Here is a 22,868-nt window from a genome sequence, read left to right as displayed (position 1 = left end):
CATGGCGATCACCGCCGACCGTCCCGTGTCCAACGCGACACGATCCGTCACCGCACCCGGGTCGCTCCACATGACCTCGCCGCGGGGCCGCACCCTGCGGTGGGTCTCGAACGTCGTCCTGCTCGTCATCGCCCTGTGCTTCGCGGTGCCGCTGCTCTGGCTCGTGCTCGCCTCGTTCGACGCGCAGGCGTCGCTCTCCGTGAAGGTCCCGTCGCAGTTCACGCTGGACAACTTCGCGCAGGTGCTCACGCCGGAGCTGTCGTTCATCCCGCTCGCGAACAGCCTGCTGCTCTCCGGCGGCACGGCGGTCGTGACGGTCGTCGCCGCCCTGCTCGCCGCGTACCCGCTGTCCCGGTACAAGATGCGCGTGAACAAGCCGTTCCTGTACAGCATCCTGTTCGGCACGGGGCTGCCGATCACCGCGATGATGGTGCCCGTCTACGCGCTGTTCGTGTCGCTCAACCTGATCGACAACATCTACGGCTGCATCTTCTTCCTCGCTGCCACGTCGCTGCCGATGGCGATCTGGATGGCGAAGAACTTCATGGACTCGGTGCCGATCTCGCTCGAGGAGGCGGCCTGGACCGACGGTGCCTCGATGTTCACGACGCTGACGCGGATCGTCGTCCCGCTCATGCGTCCGGGCATCGCCGTGGTGTTCATCTTCGTGTTCATCCAGGCGTGGGGGAACTTCTTCGTCCCCTTCGTCCTGCTGCTCTCGCCCGACAAGGTGCCCGCCGCGGTGAGCATCTTCAACTTCTTCGGGCAGAACGGGGCGGTGGCGTACGGGCAGCTCGCCGCGTTCTCGATCGTCTACTCCGTGCCCGTCATCGCGCTCTACGTCCTCGTGTCCCGCGGCCTCGGTGGCGGCAACGCCCTCGCCGGCGGCATCAAGGGCTGACGGCCCGCCCGCCTCATCTGCTGAACACCGGTGTTCACGCTCCGAACACCCGCGAAGCGCGGTTCGTCCCGCGAACACCGGTGTCCAGCGACCGGAAAGGAACCACTCCATGCACCATGACGAACCGCTCGTCGAAGCCCGGATCGCCCGCCTCGTCCGCGACCGCATCGACCCCGCCGTGCACCGGCGCTCGGCCCCGGTCACGATCGACGCCTGGCAGGTGCCCGACGAACCCGTTCCGTTCGCCGAGGCGGTCGCCGCCGAGTACACGCCGTTCCGCGTGGGAGACGCCTGGGGCGGTCGGCCGTGGGGGACCACCTGGTTCCGGGTGCGCGGCACCGTGCCCGAGGACTTCGGCACCGCCCCCGGCACCACCGTCGAGCTGCGCGTCGACCTCGGGTTCACGAAGCGACAGCCCGGGTTCCAGGCCGAGGGGCTCGCCTGGCGCACCGACGGCTCCACGATCAAGGGCATCGAGCCGCGGAACGACACCGTGCCCGTCGAGGTCGGCCCCGGCGGCTCGTTCGAGCTGTACGTCGAGGCAGCCGCGAACCCCGACATCGGCGGCGACGACTTCCAGGGAGCGACGCCGCTCGGGTCCCGATCGACGGCGGGCTCCGACCCGATCTACAGCCTGCGCGCCCTCGAGCTCGTCGAGCGCGACGACACCGTGTGGGAGCTGCAGCAGGACGTCTGGGTGCTCCGCGGACTCATGGCCGAGCTCCCCACCGACGGCACCCGCGGCGCGGACGTCCTCCGGGTGCTCGAGCGTGCCGCGGACGCCCTCGACCCCGACGACGTCGCCGGCACCGCGGCCGACGCCCGCGCGGTCCTCGCCCCGGCCCTCGCCGTCCCCGCCAGCGCCGCCGCACACCGCGCCGTCGCCGTCGGGCACGCGCACATCGACTCCGCCTGGCTCTGGCCGGTCCGCGAGACGATCCGCAAGTGCGCCCGGACCTTCTCGAACGTGCTCGACCTGATGGACCAGGACCCGGACTTCACCTTCGCGTGCTCCTCGGCCCAGCAGTACGCCTGGATCCGTGACGGCTACCCGTCGATCTGGGCGCGCATCAAGCAGCGCGTCGCCGAGGGCCGGTGGATCCCCGTCGGCGGCATGTGGGTCGAGTCGGACACGAACCTGCCGGGCGGCGAGGCCCTGGCGCGCCAGTTCGTCGCCGGCAAGCGGCTCTTCCTCGAGGAGTTCGGCGTCGACACCCCCGAGGCGTGGCTGCCCGACTCGTTCGGCTACACCGGCGCCCTGCCGCAGATCGTCCGCGCCGCGGGTTCGAAGTGGTTCGTGACGCAGAAGCCCTCGTGGAACGAGACGAACGTCATCCCGCACACCTCCTTCCACTGGGAGGGCATCGACGGTTCCCGGGTGCTGACGCACCTGCCCCCGGCAGACACGTACAACTCGGACGTCTCCGCCGCCGACCTGCACCGCGGGGAACGGGGCAACAAGGAGCGCGGCGTCGCCAACACGTCGATGCTGCTGTACGGCTTCGGCGACGGCGGCGGTGGCCCCACGCGCGAGATGGTCGCCGCGGCCCGGCGCCAGCACGACCTCGACGGCTCGCCCCGGGTCGACCTCGGCACCCCGGCGGAGGTCTTCGAGGAGCTCGAGCAATCCCTGCCCGAACCCGCCGTGTGGTCGGGGGAGATGTACCTCGAGTTCCACCGCGGCACGTACACGTCGCAGATCCGGACGAAGCAGGGCAACCGGCGCTCCGAGCACCTGCTCCGCGAGGCCGAGCTCTGGGCGGCGACCGCGTCCGTGCGGCTCGGTGTCGAGTACCCGTACGACGAACTCGAGGCCGCCTGGCGCACCGTGCTCCTGCAGCAGTTCCACGACATCCTGCCGGGGTCGTCGATCGCGTGGGTCTACGAGAACGCGGAGGCCGAGTACGCCCGGGTCGCAGCGGTGCTGGGAGGGCTGATCGGCGACGCCACGACCGCACTCGCCAGCGGAGGGGCGCCGGCGCTCGCCGGGGTCGGGGCGTCGGCCACCGCGTTCGCCGGGGACGGCGGGGCGCTCCTCGACGGGCCGCGCGACCCCGATGCCGTCGGGACGGGTGGTGGCGCGGCGGTCGGCACGGTCGTCCGCTTCAACGCGTCGCCCGTGGCGGCGGGCGGGGTGACCGCCCTGGGTGGTTCGGTCGGCGACGAGGGGGAGGCCGTGCCTCCCGTCCGGAGCGGCGACCACTTCGTCTTCGACACCGGTGTCGTCACCGCGACCATCGACGCCGACGGTCACGTCGTGTCGTTCGTCGACCACGCCACCGGCCGGGACGCCGTCGCGCCCGGCTCGTCCGCCGCGCAGTACACGGTCTTCCGCGACACCCCGAACCAGTGGGAGGCGTGGGACATCGACCGCGCCTACCAGCGGAGCGGGACCGTGCTGTCGGCGGCGTCGGTGTCGGTCGTCGACGACGCGCTGGTCGTCGAGCGTCCGTTCGGCTCGTCGTCGGTCACGACCCGCTACTCGGCCGTCGCCGGGCAGCCCGAGCTGCACATCGAGACCGAGGTCGAGTGGCACGAGCGACAGAAGCTGCTCAAGCTCGCGTTCCCGCTCGACGTCCGGGCGTCGGTCGCGTCGAGCGAGATCCAGTTCGGGCACATCGACCGGCCGACGCACCAGAACACCTCGTGGGACATGGCGCGGTTCGAGACCAGCGCCCACCGGTGGGTGCACGTCGCCGAACCCGGGTTCGGCGTCGCGGTCGCGAACGACTCGACGTACGGGCACGACATCACCCGGTCGACCCGTCCCGACGGCGGGACCACGACGCTGGTGCGCGAGTCGCTGCTGCGTGCACCGACGTTCCCGGACCCGCACGCCGACCAGGGGCACCACGTGTTCCGCACCGTGCTGCGGACCGGCGCCTCGGTGCTCGACGCCGCCGACTCCGGGTACCGGCTCAACCTGCCGGTGCGGTCGGTCCCCGGGAACGCGGTGGTGGAGCCGCTCGTGACGGTGTCGTCGCCGCAGGTGTTCGTCGAGGCCGTCAAGCTCGCCGAGGACCGCTCCGGGGACGTCGTCGTGCGGCTCTACGAGGCGTCGGGCGGGCGGGCGGCGGACGTCGGCGTGGACTTCGGGTTCGACGTCGCCGGGGTCGAGGCCGTGGACCTGCTCGAGCGGCCGCTCGGGGCGGGGTCGCGCCTGTCGTCTGCATCGTGGGAGGCGGGGGAGGCGGTGGTGCTCACGCTGCGTCCGTTCGAGATCGTGACGTTGCGGGTGCGCCGGGCCTGAGGCTGGGGCGGGCCCGTGGCAGCGGGTCCGCCCGGGGAGCAGCGGCGCCGGGGGAGCACGGGTGCGTTCCCCCGGCGCCGCGTTGCGCGCGCGGGTGCGGCGGTGGTGCACCGGGGTGTACCTGGTCGGACCGGGCGTACCTGGTCGTTCGGAATGACCAGGTACGCCCGTTCCTGCTTGGCAACGCGGTCGTTCTGGGAACGATCGAGCGTCCTGCACAGAGGCGTCGGACTGGAGGCTCGTCCACAGTTCTCGTCGTCGCGCCGGCCGTGCGGGTGGAGACCGGGCACGCTCTCGGCATGGAACGTCCACTTCCGATCCTCCGCTCGGGTCCGGCGCGCGAAGTCGCCTGTGACCCCACCACGCTGCGCCGCCGCGTCCGATCGACCGGCAGCGACCGTCTGGTGCGCGTCGGTCCGAACGCCTTCGTCGAGGGCGAGCGGTGGGACCGTGCAGAGCCCCGACAGCGGTACGTCACCCGGGTGTACGCCCGACTCGGGCGGCTCGGCACCCCTGCCGTCGCCTCTCACGTGTCAGCGGCGGCGGTCCAGGGCCTGCCGGCGCTGTCGGGCTGGGACGCTCCGGTGCACGCCACCGTGCCGGAGTCGATGTACCGAGGGCGGACACCGACCCTCGTCCTGCACACGCGTCCGGCTCCAGGAGCACGAACGCGTCGAAGCGAACGGTGTCTCGGTGACGTCCGTGCCCCGGACGGTGGTCGACATCGCGATGAGCGAGGACCTCCGGACCGCGGTGGTCGTGGCGGATGCGGCCCTGCGCCGCGGCGTCACGATGGGCAGGCTGCGCGGCGCAGTCGACCAGCGATCCCGCGGACGCCGTCGGGCCGAACACGTGCTCGACCTCGCGGACGGACGGTCGGGGTCGCCCGCGGAGTCGTTCGCCCGCGTCGTCCTCCTCGAACTCGGCCTGCCGACACCGGTCCTGCAGCAGGAGTTCGTGGCCGACGGCCGTCGCTACGCCGTCGACTTCTGGTTCCCCGACCAGGGCGTCGTCGTCGAGATCGACGGCCGGGCCAAGTACACACAGGCTCGCTACCTCGCTGGTCGGAGCCCGACCGAGGTCTTCCTCGAGGAGAAACGCCGCCACGAGCGGCTGTTGACCGTGCCAGGGGTCCGCGCGGTCGTGCGGCTCGAGTGGCGTGACCTCTTCGACCCGGACGCGCTCGTCCGTCGGTTCCGTGCGGTCGGGCTCCCGTGTCCGGTACGCCCGATCAGGAGCGCACGGCCCGGAGCAGCCTGACAGGGCGCGGTCGGGCGAGGATCGGGCGGCCGGGAGCCGGTCCAGGCTGACGCGATTAGCGTCGCGGCCATGGCTGTCACGGAGATCTGGCTCGTCCGCCACGGGGAGTCCACCGCGAACGTCGCCGCCGCCCGGGCCGACGCCGAGGGGGCCGACGTCATCGAGGTCGATCACCGCGACGCCGACGTCCCGCTCAGCCCCCTGGGCGAGGAGCAGTCGCGTGCGCTCGGTCAGGAGCTCGCGGACCGCCGGGTAGCCGACGTCCCGGTCGCGCTGTGGGTGTCGCCGTACCGTCGGGCGCAGCAGACGATCGGCATCGCACTCGAGGCGGGCGGTCTGACCGAGCCACCGAAGCGTGTCGACGAACGGCTGCGCGACCGGGAGCTCGGCGTGCTCGACCTGCTCACCCGGCAGGGCGTGCGGAACCGGTACCCGGACGAGGAACGCCGACGGCAGTGGCTCGGCAAGTACTACCACCGACCCGCGGGCGGGGAGTCCTGGGCGGACGTCATGCTCCGGCTGCGCTCGGTGCTCGTCGACGTCGACCGTCTCGAGGGCACCCAGCGGGTGCTCGTCGCCGCACACGACGCCGTCGTGATGCTCGTCGTCGCGGTCTGCCTCGACCTCGACGAGCACGCGCTCATGGCCTTCGCCGAGGACCACACGGTCGCGAACGCCTCGCTCACCCGGCTCCACCGCGACGGTCCCGGCGCTCCCTGGGCCCTGGAGGAGTTCTCGGCCGTCGGACACCTCGACGACGAGGACGTCACCGAGCACAGCGGCCGGAAGGACGACGTCCATGTCGACTGATCAGCAGGCTGCACCGCAGCACATCACGCCCAACGTCCTCCGCGAGTGGGCGCTCCCCGAACCCGGAGCCGGGAAGTACGGCCGGGGCCAGGTGCTCGTCGTCGGCGGAGCCGCCCACACGCCCGGTGCCGCCATGCTCGCGGCACTCGCCGCCCTGCGCGTCGGTGCCGGACGGCTGTCGCTGGCGGTCGGCGAGAGCGTCGCCAACCACGTCGCCGTCGCCGTCCCCGAGTCCGGGGTGGTCCCGCTCGACGAGGACGACCGCGGTCACGTCGCCGTCGGGGCGATCGCCGCCGTGCGCGACACCGCGGAGGCAGCGGACGCCGTCCTCGTCGGACCCGGCCTCGACGAGCCGGAGGGGGCGAGGGATCTCGTCGCGGGCATCGCCGACGCCGTCGGTCCGGACACCTTCGTCGTGCTCGACGCCTTCGCACTCGGTGTGGCCGCCGACGTCGAGGACCGCCTGCGCCCGTTGCACGGTCGGCTCGTGCTCACGCCGAACAGTGGCGAAGCGGAACGGCTCCTCGGCCGGGAGTGCGGTGACGACGACGTGGCCGACGCCCGCGAGATCGCTGATCGGTACGGTGCCGTGGTGGCTCTGTCCGACGTGATCGCCGCCCCGGACGGCCGGGCCTGGGTCAAGGGCACGGGATCGGGCGGACTCGGGACCAGCGGCAGCGGGGACGTGCTCTCCGGCGTGGTCGTCGGCCTGCTCGCGCGCGGGGCGGAGCCGGCACAGGCCGTCGCGTGGGCGTCCTACGTGCACGCCGCCGCGGGCGACCGGCTTGCCGTGCAGGTCGGGCCGCTCGGGTACCTCGCGAGCGAGCTCCTCACCGAGATCCCGCGCGTGCTGGTCGAACTCGGCGGCTGATCCGCGCCCGATCGTTCCCAGGACGGGTGCGGTACCTGACCGGAACGGGCACACCTGGCCGAACGGAACGATTAGGTACGCCCGGAACGACCGGGTACGCCCGGGACGACCGGGGACCACTCGCGCCACAGGGACGGACGGCGGGACGGACGGGAGGCGCGGGGCGGGCCGGCACCGCGCCTCCCGTCCGGCGGGTCAGCGCTCGAAGCGCGCCGCCGTGTCGCCGGTCAGGCCCGCCTCGACGCGCGCCCGCATGTCGGCGGACATCTCCGGCAGGTCGTCGAGCCGCGCCCAGAACGCCTCGGTGTTCTCGCCGTCCGCGGGGAAGGGGTCGCCGGAGACGTACCGGCACGCGAACACCAGGTCGAGGTACTGCGCCCGGTCTCCGTTCGGGTAGGTCATCTCGGGCAGGACGTGCACCCACGTCAGCCGTTCGGCGACCGCGACGACGTCCGCCTCCTCGAGCACCTCGCGTTCGGCTGCGACCGCCGGCTCCTCACCGGGATCGACGATCCCCGTGACCGGCGTCAGCGCACCGTTGTCGGCGCGGCGGACGACGAGCAGTTCACGGTCAAGGCCCTCGCCGCGGGTGACCACCGCGGTGACGCCCGTCATCCAGAGCGGGTCGGTCCCGACCTTCTCGCGCAGGGCCAGGACGAAGTCAGGGATCGGCATGCCCCAACGCTACCGACCACCCCTGTCGGCGACTGGTCATGACCAGTAGGGTGGGGGTGTGGAGATCATCATCCTGCCGACGCCCGCCGAGGTCGGACGCGTCGCCGCTGCCAAGATCGCCTCGGTCGTCGCCGAGAAGCCGTCCGCCGTCGTGGGGCTCGCCACCGGGTCCAGCCCGCAGGGCATCTACGCCGACCTGCGCCGCCGGGTCGAGGCGGGCGAGGTGTCGTTCGGCGCCGCGCGCGGGTTCGCCCTCGACGAGTACGTCGGGATCCTGCTGGAGCACCCGGAGTCCTATGCGAGCGTCGTCGCGCGCGACGTCGTCGAGCCGCTCGGGTTCGACCCCTCGCGCGTGCGGGTGCCGGACGGCCGCGCGGGCGACCTGGCGTTCGCGGCGAAGGAGTACGACGCCGCGATCCGCGCCGCGGGCGGGGTCGACGTGCAGATCCTCGGGATCGGCGCGAACGGGCACATCGGGTTCAACGAGCCGACCTCGTCGTTCGCCTCCCGCACGCGGATCAAGACCCTCGCCCCCTCGACGCGTGCGGCGAACGCGCGGTTCTTCGACTCCCTCGACGACGTCCCGACGCACTGCATGACGCAGGGGCTCGGCACGATCCTCGAGGCCCGCGAGCTCGTCCTCGTCGCGCAGGGCTCCGCGAAGGCCGATGCCGTCGCCGCCGCGGTCGAGGGGCCGCTGTCGTCCTTCGTGCCCGGGTCGGCGCTGCAGCTGCACGAGCACGCGACCGTCGTCGTCGACGAGGAGGCCGCGGCAGGCCTGCGCCTCGCCGACTACTACCGCTACACGTACGCGAACAAGCCGGAGTGGCAGCGCTTCGAGTGACCTCCTGACGGCCTCTCGCAGAACGCGACGATGGCGGTGGCGCGCAGCGGTACCTCCCTGCGAGCAGACGCTGACGTTGCGTGTTGCGACCGGAGCTGCGTCAGCGCGCTGATGCCAGGCGCGCGAGCCCCTCGCGCAGGGTCTCCTCGGAACAGCCGAAGTTGAGCCGGACGTGGCCCACGCCCTGGCGACCGAAGTCGCGCCCGTCCGACAGCGCCACCTTCGCCCGCTCGACCAGGACCTGCGCGGGACCGTCGCCCCACGGCAGCGCCCGCAGGTCGAGCCAGGCGAGGTAGGACGCCTGCGGCTGCCGGTACCCGGTGCCCGGCAGCGCGGCGCCGAGCTCCTCGGCGAGGACCCGCCGGTTGCCCGCCAGTTCGGCGAGCAGTGCGGCGAGCCAGGGCTCCCCGTCCCGGAACGCCGCCAGGCTGGCCGTGTAGCCGAGGATCCCGGTCCGCTCGACGACCTCGACGGGTAGCCCGTCGAACCAGCCGCGTGCCCGCTCCGACGCCCCGACCATGAGGGCGCACTTGGTGCCGGCGAGGTTCCACGCCTTGCTCGCACTCGTCAGGGCGACGCCGTGCTCGGCCGCCTCGGGCCCGCAGTCGAGGAACGGGGTGAACACCGCGTCCGCGTGGGTCAGCGGGGCGTGGATCTCGTCGGACACCACCACGGCGTCCCACTCGGCCGCGAGCCGGGCCAGCGCCGTGAGCGACTCCCGGGAGTGCACCAGGCCGAGCGGGTTGTGCGGGTTGCAGAGCAGCACCGTGCGGGCGCCCTCGGCGAAGGCTGCGGCGACCCCGTCGAGGTCCATCCGCCACCCCGCGGTCGTGTCGAACGGGTCGGGGTCACCAGCGGGCGGGAGCAGGGGCACCTCGGTGACGGCGCCACCCGCCTCGCGCACGTACTCCCAGAACGGCGGGTAGACGGGCGGCATGACGACGACCTGGTCACCGGGCTCGATGACCCGGCGCAGCACCTCGACCGCGGCGACCGAGACGTCCGTGGTCGTGCGGACGAGGTCGGGGTCGACCTCCCACCCCCAGCGGCGTCCGGCGAAGTCGGAGAACACCTCGGGGAGCACCCGGGTGTGCCCGACGTACCCGGTGTCCCCGTTCCGGACCGCGCGTTCGAGCGCTTCGCGCACGGGCTCGGCGGGGACCGAGTCCATCTCGGCGACGAACATCGGCAGCACCTCGGGCGGGTAGGCCGTGTACTTCTCGCTCGTGCGGCTGCGTTGTGCATCGAACACCGAGACCATGACGCTCATGCGCCCATCCTGACAGTGACACGCCCGCTCCGGGGTGCTCAGGCGGGACGGATCCCGGTGAGCAGGACCTCCGCGTACCGGTCGGGGTCCGCAACCTGCTGTCCACCGGCGACGGCGGCCGACCGCATGCCGCAGAGCAGACGCCGCAGGTCGTCCGCGTCGAGGTCCGGCCGCACCAGTCCCTCGGCCCGCGCTCGGTCGAGCAGCGCACCCACCGATGCCACGAGGTCGCCCGCCAGTGCCGTTGTGTCCGCGCAGGAGAACGATCCGCCGGTGAGCAGGTCCCCGAGGGGTGCGTCGCGCACCATGCTCCGGAAGGCCTCGACGACCACGCCGCGGACGGCCTGCGCGGTGTCCGGCAGTTCGACCGCTGCCCGGACGCGGTCGAGCATGTCCTCGAACGCGTCGATCGCCAACGCCTCGAGCAGGTGCTGCTGGGTCGGGAAGTGGCGGTAGGCCGTCCCCACGCCCACACCTGCTTCGTGCGCGACGGCGTTGAGGAGCGGCTGCTCCCCGCGTCGGACGAACGCGCGCGCGACGTCGAGGAGTGCCGAGCGATTGCGCAGCGCGTCCGCACGGAGCGCTTCCGGCCGGGCGAGGGCTGGTGTCATGTGGAGAGTCTATCCGGTTGTGTTAGCGTTCCGGATCATTCATCCGTTTTGTACACGATCGAGGAGCACCGATGCGCACGACCACGACCTTCGAATGGGAACCAGCCGACCTGCCGGACCAGCACGGACGGACCGTCGTCGTGACCGGGGCGACCAGCGGGCTCGGCCTCGTGGTCGCGACGGCCCTGGCGGCCGCGGGAGCGCAGGTGGTCGCCGCCGTTCGTGACCTCGACAAGGCCGTCCGCGTCCTGCCGGCCGGCCTGGAGGCGCGGCTCGTCGACACCTCGTCCGTCGCCTCCGTCACCGCGTTCGCCCGGCAGCTCGCGGCGGACGGGCTCGTCCTCGACGCGCTGGTGAACAACGCCGGGGCCTCGTTCGCCACGTACGAGCGCACCGAGGAGGGCGTCGAGCGGACGTGGGCGACGAACGTCGTCGGGCCGGCCGTGCTCGCCGACGCGGTCCTCCCGCTCCTCGGCGGGCCGGCGCCACGGGTCGTGCTCGTCGGGTCGAACTTCTCGCAGCGCACCGCCCGCGTGCCCGATCCCGCCGGTCCGGGTGACGCAGGGCAGTACCGCCAGCTGGCGACCTACACCGACTCGAAGACCGCGGCGGCCGCCCTCGCGGTCGACCTCGGCGAGCGCCTGGCGGTGCAGGGGTCCCCGATCCGCTCGGTGATCGCGCACCCCGGGGTCGCGGCGACCGGCATGAACGGGCAGGCGGAGACCCTCGCGCAGCGCCTGGGCGGAGCAGTGGCGCGGCTGCTGGCCCGCACGGCGGAGGACGGCGCACGGTCGACGCTCTGGGCTGCCACGGCACCGGACGTGGAGCAGGGTGTGTTCGTCGGGCCGGCGCTCCGGCGGAGCGACCGACGGCTGCACGTCGTGCCGGTGCAGGGCCCCGCCGCAGACCGAGCGGTCCGACGGGCTGTGCGCGACCACGTCGAGCGGGTCACCGTCGGCATCACGGGCTGACCGCGGCCCCCACGGTCAGCGGATGCTCGCACCGCGGAACGCGGCCGCGTGGCGGTCCTCGATGCGGGGTGCTCGTCGAGTCGGACGTCCGCTTCACGTGCGGCACGGCGGGTCCGAGCAGTGCGGCGGACCGTCGACAGCCGACGTCCGTGGTCCGGTTCCCTGACGCACCCTGACGAGCACGCCCGAGGAGCACCCGGGACAGGCCCGGGCGCGCCGTTCAGGGCAGCGGCGCGCCCGCGCCCCACACGCGCTGTACCTCGAGCGCGGGGGAGAGCGCGACGAGGTCCGCGGTGTACCCGGGCGCGATCCGGCCCAGACGGTCGCCGAGCCCCAGCACCGTGGCCGGGACGCTCGTCAGCGCCGCGACCGCCTCGGGCAGTGACGCCCCGGCACCCGAGACGGCGAGCCGCAGCGCCGCGTCCTGCGTCAGCGTCGAGCCGGCGATGGTGTCCGTCCCCGCCACCCGGGCGACCCCGTCGTTCACGGTCACGGCGAGCGACCCGAGGGTGTACGAGCCGTCCGGTGAGCCGGCGGCACCCATCGCGTCGGTGATGAGCGCGACCCGGCCGGGGGCGGCGCGGAGCAGCACCCGGGCGACGGCGGGGTGCACGTGGACGCCGTCGAGGATGAGCTCGAGCGTCACCCGCTCGTTCTCGAGGGCGGCGGCGATGGGCCCCGGTGCGCGGTGGTGCAGCGCGGGCATGGCGTTGCACGCGTGGGTGAGCACCGTGGCACTCGCGTCGAAGGCCGCACGGGCCTGGTCGTACGAGCAGACGGTGTGCCCGACGGCGACCACGACCCCGGCGTCGACGAAGCGGCGCACGGCGTCGAGCGCTCCCGGCAGCTCGGGCGCGATCGTCACCTGCCGCAGGACCCCGGCGCCGGCGTCGAGCAGGGCGTCCACGACCGACGGGGTCGGGTCGACCAGGAACGACTCCTCGTGCGCGCCCTTGTTGTGCGGTGAGAGGAACGGGCCCTCGAGGTGGGCGCCGAGCACGAGCGGGTCGGAGGCGGCGACGGTGCGGATGCGGTCGAGCGACGCGGCGAGCGACGGGACGGGGTTCGCGACGAGGGACAGGACCGACCGGGTCGTGCCGTGCGCCCGGTGCACCGCGAGGGCCGCGTCGAACGAGTCGTCCTCGTAGGCGGCGCCCCCACCGCCGTGTCCGTGCAGGTCGATGAAGCCGGGCGTCAGGACGGCGTCGCCGAGGTCGACCACGTCCGGGGCCTCTGGAGCCTCGGCGCCGGTGCCGACTGCCTCGATCACGCCACCCGAGAGCAGGACCCAGCCGTCGTCGACCACGCCGGCCGCGTCGACGACGCGAGCGGCCCGGACCAGGGTGCGCCGCGCCTCCAGACCGGAGCCGGAGTCGGAGGGCGCGGTCACGCCGTCTCCCGACGGAACGCGACCACCCCGGACAGCGCCGCCACCAGCACGAACACCAGGCCGACGAACGGGCGTCCGAGCGAGACCCAGGTGGCACCGGCGGCGACGACCAGCGCGGTCTCGACGATGACCTTGCCGACGACGTCGGTGTCGATCGGCGACCGCGGGGAGCGGAAGAGGAACCACACGACCGCGGCGAACAGCGGCGCCCCGACCATGAACAGGTACCCCGGCAGCGGCAGCATCCATGACCAGTAGCCCCAGTACGCCAGCGACAGCAGGCCGAACGCGCACACGAGCACGCGCAGCACGGTCCAACCGGAGACGCGGCGACGGGCCGGTGCCGGGTCCGAGGGCGGCGGCACCTCGCCCCAGTCGACGGGACTCTGCGGTGCGTTCGTCATGCCGGTGCCTACCTGAAGATGATCGTGCGGGCGCCGTCGAGCAGGACGCGGTCCTCCGCGATCCAGCGCACCGCCTGCGTCAGTGTCCGGGACTCCTCGTCCTGACCGATGGAGACCAGCTCGGCCGGGTCCTTCGTGTGGTCGACCCGGACCACGTTCTGCTCGATGATCGGCCCCTCGTCGAGGTCGCTCGTCACGAAGTGCGCCGTCGCACCGATGAGCTTCACCCCGCGGGCGTGCGCCTGCCGGTACGGGTTCGCACCCTTGAAGCCGGGGAGGAACGAGTGGTGGATGTTGACGGCGCGGCCCTCGAGCGCGGCGCACAGCTCGGGCGACAGGATCTGCATGTAGCGGGCGAGGACGACGAGCTCGATGTCGTGCTCCTCGACGGCCTCGAGGATGCGCTGCTCCATCGCCTGCTTCGACACCGGGTCGGTGACCGGGCGGTGCTCGAACGGCACGGAGTAGAACGACGCCAGCCCGGACAGGTCGGCGTGGTTCGACAGGACGAGCGGGACCTCGATGGGGAGCTGACCGCCGCGCTGCCGGTAGAGCAGGTCGTTGAGGCAGTGGCCGGCCTTCGACACGAGCACGAGGGTGCGCAGCGGGCGCCCGACGACGTCGAGCTGGACGCGGGCGTCGTAGCGCTCGACGACGGGGGCGAGTGCCTGCTCGAAGGCCGCGCGGTCGACCGGTGCCATGACCTGCAGACGCATGAAGAACGAGTTGGTGTCGGCGCTCGAGAACTGCTGCGACTCGGTGATGTTGCCCTGCGCCGCCACGACGGCTCCGGACACCGCGTGCACGATCCCGGGTCGGTCGTCGCAGACGAGCGTGAGGGTCCAGTGCGTGGGGCTCGGGTCGGTCACCGGATCAGGGTACCGGGCTCGGTGTGCGCGTTGCGCTGGCTGCCCGGGAGCCCCGCGATGCCCGCGCTGGCCGTCCTGCCTGGGCGGCCAGTCCTGCTCGTCCTGCTCGTCCTGGATGGAGCAGAAGACGTCGAGTGGGTTCCGCTGACCCGACAGGTACTGCTCCATCGATGGGCGATCGCGACGATGGCGTCCGGCGCGGCAGCAGCACCCGGCCTGGAGGCCCGTGGTGCGTCCGGCGTCCGGCGTCCGGCTGCGTCAGCGTCAGCGGCTGCGCAGCACCGCGAGCAGTCGGCGGACGAAGGAGATCTCCAATCCGACCGCGATCACCCCGACGACGATCCCGGCGGCGACGTACCCGCTGCCGCGCTCGGCGTTGAGGAGGGCGGTCACCGGTGCAGCGATGCAGATGATGCCGCAGATCACCACGTTCCAGATCGCGCCAGGTGTCGTGTTGCTGCTGAATCCGCCGCCGTGCGCCATGCAGTGGACGCTACCGGGCCGGACCGGCTCGGGTCGCGTCGCACGGCGGGGGCGCGGGTCGGCGCCTCCCGACCGGCCGGTCAGTGCGGGGAGGTGAGCGTCGTGACGAGGTGCTCCTGCACGTACCCGAGCCAGTCGTAGACGTCGCGCAGGCCGACGCCGGCGTCACCGGCGTACGACGACTCCTCGGTCTCCGCGTCGACGATGCCGAGCCGCTCGGCGATCGTCAGGCGCAGGTCGGTCAGGCACCGCAGCCATGCCTGCTCGTCCTGCTGGGTCAGGGCGCCGTCCCGCGCGCCGGTCAGCCAGTCGTGCACGGTGTCGGCGTTCGCGGTCTTCTGCGTCAGCAGGTCCGCCTGCGTGTACCGGCGGAACTCCTCGCTCGCCTCGGTGTCGGAGGGGTAGGCGTCGGGGAACATCCGCCCAGCGACCGGATCGGACGCCAGGTCGCCGCCGAGCACCTGCTGCAGCTGCTCGGTGAGCGAGGCGAGGACGGCGCGCTCGCCCTCGGACATGGCGAGGTGGACGCCGTCGGGGCGGCGGACGAAGGGGATCACGCGTCCGGTCCCGCGGCGCGGTCGACCGTCGCCTGCAGACCGTAGCCGTGCATGGCCTCGACGTGGCGCTCCATCGCCTCGCGGGCGCCGGTCGCGACGATCGCCCGGCCGTCGTCGTGCACCTGGCGCATGAGCCGTTCCGCGCGGGCGTGCGAGAAGCCGAAGTAGCTCTGGAAGACGTAGGTCACGTAGGACATGAGGTTCACCGGGTCGTCCCACACCACGGTGACCCAGGGCACGTCGTGCCGGGCGCGCAGGTCGGTGCGCTCGTCGACCTCGGGGCTGATCAGCGTCATGCCGGTCCGGTGGCGGTCGCGCGGTGCACGTGCAGGTCGGGACCCGCGGCGTGCGGGCTGCTCGGGCTCATGCTCCAAGGGTGACACGAACCGGCGTGCTCGGTACGATCGAGGGGTCGCGACTGGCGTTGGATGGGTCACCATCGGGGAGCGACACCTGACACGGAGCGCGGCCGTACGCCTGGGCCGCGCCCACCCGTCCACCTCGTCGCGTCCGCGCGGCGATCAGACAACGAGGAGTCCCGTGTCCATCACCGATCTGCCCCCTGCGTCCACGCAGTCCAGCTTCAACGCCCCGCTCAGCGCGGTCGACCCCGAGATCGCGAAGGTCCTCGAGCAGGAGCTCGGCCGTCAGCGCGACACCCTCGAGATGATCGCGTCCGAGAACTTCGTCCCGCGTGCCGTGCTCGAGTCGCAGGGGTCCGTCCTGACGAACAAGTACGCCGAGGGCTACCCCGGGAAGCGCTACTACGGCGGCTGCGAGTTCGTCGACATCGCCGAGCAGCTCGCCATCGACCGTGCGAAGGCGCTCTTCGGCGCCGCGTACGCGAACGTGCAGCCGCACTCCGGCGCCAGCGCGAACGCCGCGGTCCTGCACGCCATCGCCTCCGCCGGCGACACCATCCTCGGCCTCGAGCTCGCCCACGGCGGCCACCTGACCCACGGCATGAAGCTCAACTTCTCCGGCCGCATCTACAACGCCGTGTCGTACGGCGTCGACCCGGAGACGTTCGAGGTCGACTACGACGACATCCGCGCGAAGGCGATCGAGCACCAGCCGAAGGTCCTCATCGCCGGCTGGTCGGCGTACCCGCGCCAGCTCGACTTCGCAAAGTTCCGCGAGATCGCGGACGAGGTCGGCGCGACGCTCTGGGTGGACATGGCGCATTTCGCCGGCCTCGTCGCCGCGGGACTGCACCCGTCGCCCCTGCCGCACGCCCACGTCGTGTCCTCGACGGTGCACAAGACGCTCGCCGGTCCCCGCTCGGGCATCATCCTGTCCAACGACGAGTCGCTCTTCAAGAAGCTCAACTCGGCGGTGTTCCCGGGGCAGCAGGGCGGCCCGCTCATGCACGTGATCGCCGCCAAGGCCACCGCGTTCCTGCTCGCCGCGACGCCTGAGTTCAAGGACCGCCAGGAGCGCACGCTCCGCGGCGCGAAGGCGCTGGCCGACCGGCTCACCCAGGCCGACGCGAAGGGCGCCGGCATCGACGTCCTCACCGGTGGCACCGACGTGCACCTGGTGCTCGTGGACCTCCGCGAGTCCGAGGTCGACGGCAAGCAGGCCGAGGACCTCCTGCACGAGGTCGGCATCACCGTGAACCGCAACTCCGTGCCGTTCGACCCGCGCCCGCCGATGGTCACCTCGGGTGTCCGCATCGGCACCTCGGCGCTGGCGACCCGCGGTTTCGGCGACGCCGAGTTCACCGAGGTGGCGGACATCATCGCGCTGACCCTCATGCCGAACCCGGACATCGAAGCGCTCTCGGCCCGGGTGAAGGCCCTGACCGACGCGTTCCCGCTCTACGCGTGAGCGCATCGGCTCCCTCGGTCGCTCCGCTCCCGCGGGAGCGCTGGGCGGGTGAGGGCAGTGCCGTCCGCATCGACGGCACCGCCCTCGCCGCCCGCACGCTCGACGACCTGAAGACCCGCATCGACCGCCTGCACGACCACGGCTTCCGGCCGGGCCTCGGCACCATCATGGTCGGGCAGAACCCCGGCTCGGTGTCGTACGTCGCGGGCAAGCACCGCGACTCGGCGCAGATCGGGCTCGACTCGGTCCGCATCGACCTGCCGGAGACCGCCAGCGCCGCGGACATCCGGGGCGCGATCCTGCAGATGAACGACGACCCCCGGGTCACCGCGTTCATCGTGCAGCTGCCGCTGCCGCAGGGCATCGATCCGATCCCGATGCTCGAGCTGATGAACCCGTCGAAGGACGCCGACGGCCTGCACCCGACGAACCTCGGTGAGCTCGTGCTCGCCGTGCCCGGTGGTGCCGGCACGATCGACGCACCGCTGCCGTGCACGCCGCGCGGCATCGTCGCGATGCTCGAGGCGTACGAGGTCCCGATCCGGGGCAAGCACGTCACGATCATCGGGCAGGGCCTGACGGTCGGGCGTCCGCTCGGCCTGCTGCTCACGCGCCTCGAGGCGACCGCCACCCTCACGCACTCGCTCACCGAGGACGTCGCCGCCGAGTGTCGCCGCGCCGACATCATCGTCGCGGCGGCCGGTGTCGCCGGGCTCGTGCAGCCGGACTGGGTCAAGCCGGGTGCGGCGGTCATCGACGTGGGCATCAGCCGGGTCGTCGACGAGTCGACCGGCAAGGCGAAGCTCCGTGGCGACGTGGACCCCGCGGTCGCACAGGTGGCCGGGTTCCTGTCGCCGACACCGGGCGGTGTCGGACCGATGACCCGCGCGATGCTCATGAAGAACGTCGTCGAGGCCGCGGAGCGCCACCTGCACTGAACGGTACTGGTGCGCGCGAAGCGGCCGGGAGGCTCGGGTCGCCTCCGCCACGTCCCTCCCGCGGTGCTACGGTCACCGCATGGGGGACGAGCGACAGCTGACCGAGCCGGTGCTGCGCCCACGGCCGGAGCCCACCCAGTTCACGAAGGACGCCCGATGGCTGGTCGTCATCGTGGTGCTGTGCATCGTCTTCCAGCAGCCCGGTTCGACGTGGGGCACGACCTTCGTCCACGCCGGCCAGGAGTTCGACTTCCGGTCGTCGCCGGCCCTCGGGACGACGCTCCTGACCGTCGGCATCGCCCTCGCCGGGTTCGTCGTCGCGGTGGCGCGTCGGGGCGCGCGGCGGTTCGACGAGCACACCGTGATGGGGCTGGCCCTGGCGGGCGTCCTCGGCGTCACCGTGGCCGTCTGGTTGCTCATGCCCCTGCAGATGGCGTGGGTGCAGTGGGCGGTCGAGCACGGTCAAGCGCATCCGTTCGTGCTCGGGGACGTCGTCGAGACGACCCGGTCCGCCCACCCGCTCGGCTGACCAGCTGATGCCGCCCGGCGTCGCTGGAGCACAGGCGTCGTCACCACACGAGCGGGAGCGGCTGGCACCACGGGGATCCGTGGTGTCAGCCGCTCCCGTCGTGCGCGATGCGCAGCGCGTCAGTCGCGGCGGGCACCCTGCGCGGCGTGCACCGTGAAGACGGCGGGCTCGCGGTACCCGGCCGAGGCGAAGGCGGCGGTGACAGCCGTGGTGATCGCGTCCCGTGCCTCCCGGTCGACCAGCGCGATCGCGGCGCCACCGAAGCCGCCACCGGTCATGCGTGCGCCGACCGCGCCGTTGGCCATCGCCGTCTCGACCGCCAGGTCGAGCTCCGGCACCGAGATCTCGAAGTCGTCGCGCATCGACGCGTGCGAGGCGACGAGCAGGTCACCGATCACGCGGGGACCCTGCTCGCGGAGGGTGCGGACCGTGTCGAGGACGCGCTGGTCCTCGGTGACGATGTGCCGCACCCGGCGGAAGGTCTCGTCGTCGAGCAGCTCCTGTGCGCGGGGGAGGTCCTCGACGCCCACGTCGCGCAGGGCCTCGACGCCCATCGCCGCAGCGCCGCGCTCGCACGAGTCACGACGGGCCTTGTACCCGCCCGTCGCGTGGGCGTGCTCGACGCGGGTGTCGATGACCAGGACCTCGAGCCCGTTCGCCTCGAGCGCCAGGTCGACCACGGCGGTGTCGAGCGTGCGGCAGTCGAGGAACACGACGGCGTCCTGCTCGCCGAGGAGCGACGCGGACTGGTCCATGATCCCGGTCGGGGCACCGACGGCGTGGTTCTCGGAGTACTGCCCGACGCGGGCGAGGGCCTTGCGGTCGAGGCCGAGCTCCCACAGGTCGGTGAAGGCCAGCGCGACACCGCACTCGATCGCGGCGCTCGACGACAGCCCCGCGCCCACCGGCACGTCCGAGTCGATGAAGACGTCGAAGCCGGTCTTGTCGGACAGGTCGGCGCCGGCCTGCTCGCCGAGCGCCCAGGCGATGCCGAAGACGTACGCCGACCAGCCGTCCATGTGCTCGGGCGACAGCTCGTCGAGGGAGAGCTCGTGCACCGCGTCCGGCTCGAACGCCGAGGCGACCCGGATGGTCCGGTCATCGCGCTGGGCGATCGACGCCACCGTGCGCCGGTCGATCGCGAACGGCAGGACGTAGCCGTCGTTGTAGTCGGTGTGCTCGCCGATCAGGTTGACCCGGCCCGGCGCGGAGTACCGCACTGTCGGCTCGTACCCGTAGACCTGCTGGAACGTCATGCGCGCTCGATCCCTCCTCGGATGAACTCGGCCGCCTTCTCGGGCACGAGGTCCCCGATCCAGGCGCCCATGGCGGCCTCGCTGCCGGCCAGGAACTTGAGCTTGTCCGCCGCGCGGCGCGGGGACGTGATCTGCAGCATGAGCCGCACGGTGTCGCGCGCGGTGTGCACCGGTGCCTGGTGCCACGCGGCGATGTACGGCGTGGGGGTGTCGTAGAGCGCGTCGAGCCCGCGGGTGAGCCGCAGGTGCAGGTGTGCGAGCTCGTCCTTCTCGGCGTCGGTCAGGCCGGCGAAGTCGGGGACGTGGCGGTGCGGCAGCATGTGGACCTCGATCGGCCACCGCGCGGCGAACGGCACGAAGGCGGTGAAGTGCTCGCCCTGCAGGACGACGCGCTCCGAGGCGCGCTCGTTCGCCAGGTGCTGCTCGAACAGGTCCGGTCCGAAGCGCTCGATCGACGCGAGGAGTCGCTGCGTGCGGGGCGTGACGTACGGGTACGAGTAGATCTGCCCGTGCGGGTGGTGCAGCGTGACGCCGATTGCCTCGCCCCGGTTCTCGAACGAGAACACCTGCTGGATGCCGGGCATCGCGGAGAGCGCGGCGGTCCGGTCCGCCCAGGCCTCGACCACGGTGCGGGCGCGCGACTCGCTGATCGACGCGAACGAGCCGCTCGTCTCGGGGGAGAAGCACACGACCTCGCAGCGGCCGACGCTCCGGAGCTGACGGTTCAGCCCGACGTCGGACAGCGACTCGAGCGACTCCGGGGCGTCGTCCGCCTCGAGCAGGGGGCCGAACGACGGCGAGCGGTTCTCGAACACCGCCACGTCGTAGCGGCTGGGGATCTCCGACGGGTTGGCGGCGGTCTGCGGCGCGAGCGGGTCCTGGTCGGCCGGCGGCAGGAACACACGGTTCTGCCGGCTCGACGCGATGGACACCCACTCGCCGGTCAGCACGTCCTGCCGCATCCGCGCCGTCTCCGGCCGGGGGTCGAGGACACGCTGGTCGATGCTGCGTTCCGCGGGCAGCTGCGTGTCCGCGTCGTCGAAGTAGATGAGCTCGCGGCCGTCGGCGAGCGTCGTCACGCGCTTGGTGATCACCACGTCACCCTACCGTGCTCGTGAAGCGTTGCGAAAGGCTCCGTAAGTGCGCGAAACTCGTGACGTGAGCGACGACCTCTCCTTCCTCGCCGGGTCGCTGCCCGCGCCGCTGCGGCAGGATCGCATCGTCTCCATCGTCGAGGGCGCGCCGGGCCTGGTCCGGACCGCCGCGTTGGCAGCGGCGCTGGGGACGAGCGAGGTGACGGTCCGCCAGGACCTCGCCCTGCTCGACCAGGAGGCCCGGATCCGGCGGGTCCGCGGCGGAGCCGTCCGCCTCGGGGCCGGTTCCACCGAGCGCCCGTTCGAGGAGACCGCCGTCGAGCACCAGGTGGCGAAGGCCGCCATCGGCCGGGCGGCTGCCGACCTGGTCCGGTCGGGCCAGTGTGTGGTGATCGACGTCGGCACCACGCCCGCCGCCGTCGCGGAGGCCCTGGTCGCACGGTCCGACCTGGTCGACGTCACCGTCGTGACGAACTCGCTCACCACCGCGCTCACGCTCGAGCGGGCGGTCCCGCGCTTCACCGTGGTCGTCACCGGCGGCACCCTCCGGCCGCTGCAGCACTCCCTCGTCGCACCGTTCATGGGCGCCGTGCTGCCGATGATCGCCGCCGACGTGGTGTTCCTCGGCGGCACAGGGCTCGACGTCGAGCACGGGCTGACGAACGTGAACCTGCCCGAGACCGAGGCGAAGCGGATGCTGGCCGCCTCGGCTCGGCGTACCGTCGTGGTGGCGGACGGCTCGAAGTTCGGCCGGGCCCACCTCGGAGTCGTCCGTCCGCTCGAGGACATCGACGTCGTCGTCACCGCCGAGGCCGCGGCGGACGCGGTCGCCCCGATCCGGGCGGCCGGCGTCGAGGTGGTCGTGGCGGACGAGGACGGCCGTGCAGCACCAGACGGAAGGAAGTCGCAGCCATGACCGCAGCAGCACCCACCGGAGGGCAGTACCACCTCCGTCACGCCGGACCGGACGGGGTCGTCGAGGCCGTCGTCACCGAGGTCGCCGCGGGCATCCGGGAGCTCCGGGTCGCCGGGTTCGACCTCACCGAGCCGTTCCCCGTGACCTCGCTGCCGCCGGGCGCCGACGGCATCGTGCTCGTGCCGTGGCCGAACCGTGTCGCCGGGGCCGTCTGGGAGCTGGACGGGAAGCGGCAGCAGCTCGACGTCTCCGAGCCCAAGTACGGCAACGCCTCGCACGGGCTGCTCCGGTTCTCGCCGTACCGCGTGGTGGCGCAGACCGAGTCCGCGATCGAGCAGCAGGCCACGATCCACCCCCAGCACGGCTGGCCGTTCACCCTCGAGACGCGCGTGCACCACGAACTGGTCGACGACGGCATCCGGGTGACCCACACGATCGTGAACCGCTCCGGCGTCCGTGCTCCGTTCGCCGTCGGGGCCCACCCGTACCTGCGTGCCGGCGACACCCCCGCCGAGGACCTCGTCGTCACCCTCGACGCCGCCACGGCCTTCACGGTCGACGAGCACAAGATCCCGAACGGCACCGTGTCCGTCGAGGGCACGCCCTACGACCTGCGCTCGGGACAGCGTGCCGGGGACGCCGACCTCGACACGGCCTACCGGGACGTCACGCCGGACGAGTCGGGTGTCCGGCGTACGACGCTCCACGGCCCGGAGGGTGACGGCGTCGAGCTCTGGCAGGACGAGTCGTTCCCGTACGTGCAGGTGTTCACGTCCCGCGAGTTCCCCCGCGGCGACGGCACCGGGCTGGCCGTCGCGGTCGAACCGATGACGGCGCCCGCGAACGCCCTCAACTCGGGTGAGGGGCTGCGCTGGCTCGAGCCCGACGAGACCTGGACCGGTACCTGGGGCATCCGCCGCGTCTGGTCCTGACCGACATGCCGTCGTGTGTGCGTTCTCGTCGCACGACATGCCGTCGTACGCGCGTTCTCGTCGCACAACATGCCGCTCACGTCCCCGCCCGACGGCATGTCGTGCGACCGGAACGAGCGCGAGCGGCGGGTTGTGCGACCGGAGTTGGGGCCGGAGTCGGTGCCGGAGACCGGGGACCGGGGGCGGGGACCGGGGCCCGGGGACGGT

At 72.6% G+C, this 22,868-nt stretch carries 23 protein-coding genes and 1 riboswitch; of the genes, 12 read left to right on the top strand and 11 right to left on the bottom strand.

Annotation, left to right across the window (positions count from 1 at the left end):
* Position 1 precedes the first annotated feature (1 nt).
* The 5 genes from DEJ23_RS14760 to DEJ23_RS14740 all read left to right on the top strand — a co-directional run bounded on the left by DEJ23_RS14760 (position 2) and on the right by DEJ23_RS14740 (position 7,092).
* Positions 2 to 901, top strand: coding sequence for a carbohydrate ABC transporter permease (locus DEJ23_RS14760; RefSeq protein ID WP_111240990.1), 900 nt, complete (start codon positions 2 to 4; stop codon positions 899 to 901).
* Positions 902 to 1,010: 109 nt separating this feature from the next.
* Positions 1,011 to 4,151, top strand: a complete 3,141-nt coding sequence (locus DEJ23_RS14755; protein WP_111240989.1) for a glycoside hydrolase family 38 C-terminal domain-containing protein — start codon at positions 1,011 to 1,013, stop codon at positions 4,149 to 4,151.
* Positions 4,152 to 4,844: 693 nt separating this feature from the next.
* Positions 4,845 to 5,411 (top strand): hypothetical protein, encoded by a 567-nt coding sequence (locus DEJ23_RS14750; RefSeq protein ID WP_111240988.1) that lies wholly within the window; start codon positions 4,845 to 4,847, stop codon positions 5,409 to 5,411.
* A 69-nt stretch (positions 5,412 to 5,480) separates the two neighbouring features.
* Entirely contained in the window at positions 5,481 to 6,221 is a 741-nt protein-coding gene (locus DEJ23_RS14745; RefSeq protein ID WP_111240987.1) for a histidine phosphatase family protein, read from the top strand.
* Positions 6,211 to 7,092, top strand: coding sequence for an NAD(P)H-hydrate dehydratase (locus DEJ23_RS14740; protein WP_111240986.1), 882 nt, complete (start codon positions 6,211 to 6,213; stop codon positions 7,090 to 7,092). Before DEJ23_RS14745 ends, DEJ23_RS14740 begins: the two co-directional genes overlap by 11 nt.
* Positions 7,093 to 7,287: 195 nt before the next feature.
* Here DEJ23_RS14740 and DEJ23_RS14735 read toward each other — a convergent pair whose 3' ends face one another.
* On the bottom strand, positions 7,288 to 7,767 hold the full coding sequence (locus DEJ23_RS14735) for an NUDIX domain-containing protein (RefSeq protein WP_111240985.1): 480 nt from the start codon (positions 7,765 to 7,767) through the stop codon (positions 7,288 to 7,290).
* Positions 7,768 to 7,825: 58 nt separating this feature from the next.
* Between DEJ23_RS14735 and nagB the strand changes: the two genes are divergently transcribed.
* Entirely contained in the window at positions 7,826 to 8,611 is a 786-nt protein-coding gene (gene nagB, locus DEJ23_RS14730) for a glucosamine-6-phosphate deaminase (RefSeq protein ID WP_111240984.1), read from the top strand.
* A 100-nt stretch (positions 8,612 to 8,711) separates the two neighbouring features.
* Here nagB and DEJ23_RS14725 read toward each other — a convergent pair whose 3' ends face one another.
* Positions 8,712 to 9,881, bottom strand: coding sequence for a MalY/PatB family protein (locus DEJ23_RS14725; RefSeq protein WP_111240983.1), 1,170 nt, complete (start codon positions 9,879 to 9,881; stop codon positions 8,712 to 8,714).
* Between the two features lie 38 nt (positions 9,882 to 9,919).
* Positions 9,920 to 10,492, bottom strand: coding sequence for a TetR/AcrR family transcriptional regulator (locus tag DEJ23_RS14720; RefSeq protein ID WP_111240982.1), 573 nt, complete (start codon positions 10,490 to 10,492; stop codon positions 9,920 to 9,922).
* 71 nt (positions 10,493 to 10,563) lie between these two features.
* Between DEJ23_RS14720 and DEJ23_RS14715 the strand changes: the two genes are divergently transcribed.
* Complete coding sequence (locus DEJ23_RS14715; RefSeq protein ID WP_111240981.1) at positions 10,564 to 11,463, top strand: SDR family NAD(P)-dependent oxidoreductase; 900 nt, start codon at positions 10,564 to 10,566, stop codon at positions 11,461 to 11,463.
* A 220-nt stretch (positions 11,464 to 11,683) separates the two neighbouring features.
* On the opposite strand, the gene nagA is transcribed toward DEJ23_RS14715, so the two are convergent.
* The 6 genes from nagA to clpS all read right to left on the bottom strand — a co-directional run bounded on the left by nagA (position 11,684) and on the right by clpS (position 15,462).
* Entirely contained in the window at positions 11,684 to 12,853 is a 1,170-nt protein-coding gene (nagA, locus tag DEJ23_RS14710; protein WP_111240980.1) for an N-acetylglucosamine-6-phosphate deacetylase, read from the bottom strand.
* On the bottom strand, positions 12,850 to 13,257 hold the full coding sequence (locus DEJ23_RS14705) for a YrdB family protein (protein ID WP_111240979.1): 408 nt from the start codon (positions 13,255 to 13,257) through the stop codon (positions 12,850 to 12,852). The genes nagA and DEJ23_RS14705 overlap by 4 nt, the downstream gene beginning before the upstream one ends.
* Before the next feature lie 8 nt (positions 13,258 to 13,265).
* On the bottom strand, positions 13,266 to 14,126 hold the full coding sequence (gene purU, locus DEJ23_RS14700; protein ID WP_111240978.1) for a formyltetrahydrofolate deformylase: 861 nt from the start codon (positions 14,124 to 14,126) through the stop codon (positions 13,266 to 13,268).
* Positions 14,127 to 14,390: 264 nt separating this feature from the next.
* Positions 14,391 to 14,609: a hypothetical protein gene (locus DEJ23_RS14695; protein ID WP_111240977.1), complete on the bottom strand. Its 219-nt coding sequence runs from the start codon at positions 14,607 to 14,609 to the stop codon at positions 14,391 to 14,393.
* Positions 14,610 to 14,689: 80 nt separating this feature from the next.
* The gene (locus tag DEJ23_RS14690) at positions 14,690 to 15,166 is read right to left on the bottom strand and encodes a DUF2017 family protein (RefSeq protein ID WP_111240976.1); all 477 of its coding nucleotides are present in this window, start codon (positions 15,164 to 15,166) and stop codon (positions 14,690 to 14,692) included.
* The gene (gene clpS / locus DEJ23_RS14685; RefSeq protein WP_111240975.1) at positions 15,163 to 15,462 is read right to left on the bottom strand and encodes an ATP-dependent Clp protease adapter ClpS; all 300 of its coding nucleotides are present in this window, start codon (positions 15,460 to 15,462) and stop codon (positions 15,163 to 15,165) included. Before clpS ends, DEJ23_RS14690 begins: the two co-directional genes overlap by 4 nt.
* 108 nt (positions 15,463 to 15,570) lie before the next feature.
* Positions 15,571 to 15,656, top strand: a riboswitch (ZMP/ZTP riboswitch).
* Positions 15,657 to 15,712: 56 nt separating this feature from the next.
* On the opposite strand from clpS, the gene glyA reads away from it, so the two are divergent.
* From glyA to DEJ23_RS14670, 3 genes are all read left to right on the top strand, one after another.
* A complete protein-coding gene (gene glyA, locus DEJ23_RS14680) occupies positions 15,713 to 16,996 on the top strand; it encodes a serine hydroxymethyltransferase (protein WP_309147089.1) in 1,284 nt (427 codons plus the stop codon).
* Positions 16,993 to 17,934 carry a tetrahydrofolate dehydrogenase/cyclohydrolase catalytic domain-containing protein gene (locus DEJ23_RS14675; RefSeq protein WP_111240974.1) on the top strand — a complete coding sequence of 314 codons (942 nt, stop codon included), beginning with the start codon at positions 16,993 to 16,995 and terminating at the stop codon, positions 17,932 to 17,934. The genes glyA and DEJ23_RS14675 overlap by 4 nt, the downstream gene beginning before the upstream one ends.
* A 79-nt stretch (positions 17,935 to 18,013) precedes the next feature.
* Positions 18,014 to 18,463 (top strand): hypothetical protein, encoded by a 450-nt coding sequence (locus DEJ23_RS14670; protein ID WP_111240973.1) that lies wholly within the window; start codon positions 18,014 to 18,016, stop codon positions 18,461 to 18,463.
* A gap of 119 nt (positions 18,464 to 18,582) precedes the next feature.
* Here DEJ23_RS14670 and galK read toward each other — a convergent pair whose 3' ends face one another.
* On the bottom strand, positions 18,583 to 19,719 hold the full coding sequence (gene galK, locus DEJ23_RS14665; protein ID WP_111240972.1) for a galactokinase: 1,137 nt from the start codon (positions 19,717 to 19,719) through the stop codon (positions 18,583 to 18,585).
* Entirely contained in the window at positions 19,716 to 20,813 is a 1,098-nt protein-coding gene (gene galT / locus DEJ23_RS14660; RefSeq protein ID WP_111240996.1) for a galactose-1-phosphate uridylyltransferase, read from the bottom strand. The genes galK and galT overlap by 4 nt, the downstream gene beginning before the upstream one ends.
* A 64-nt stretch (positions 20,814 to 20,877) precedes the next feature.
* Between galT and DEJ23_RS14655 the strand changes: the two genes are divergently transcribed.
* Positions 20,878 to 21,729 (top strand): DeoR/GlpR family DNA-binding transcription regulator, encoded by an 852-nt coding sequence (locus DEJ23_RS14655; protein ID WP_111240971.1) that lies wholly within the window; start codon positions 20,878 to 20,880, stop codon positions 21,727 to 21,729.
* The gene (locus tag DEJ23_RS14650) at positions 21,726 to 22,661 is read left to right on the top strand and encodes an aldose 1-epimerase family protein (RefSeq protein ID WP_111240970.1); all 936 of its coding nucleotides are present in this window, start codon (positions 21,726 to 21,728) and stop codon (positions 22,659 to 22,661) included. The genes DEJ23_RS14655 and DEJ23_RS14650 overlap by 4 nt, the downstream gene beginning before the upstream one ends.
* Positions 22,662 to 22,868 lie beyond the last annotated feature (207 nt).

This window comes from Curtobacterium sp. MCSS17_008 (genome assembly GCF_003234185.1).
Lineage (GTDB): Bacteria > Actinomycetota > Actinomycetes > Actinomycetales > Microbacteriaceae > Curtobacterium.
This window is presented reverse-complemented; position numbering and strand designations above follow the sequence as displayed.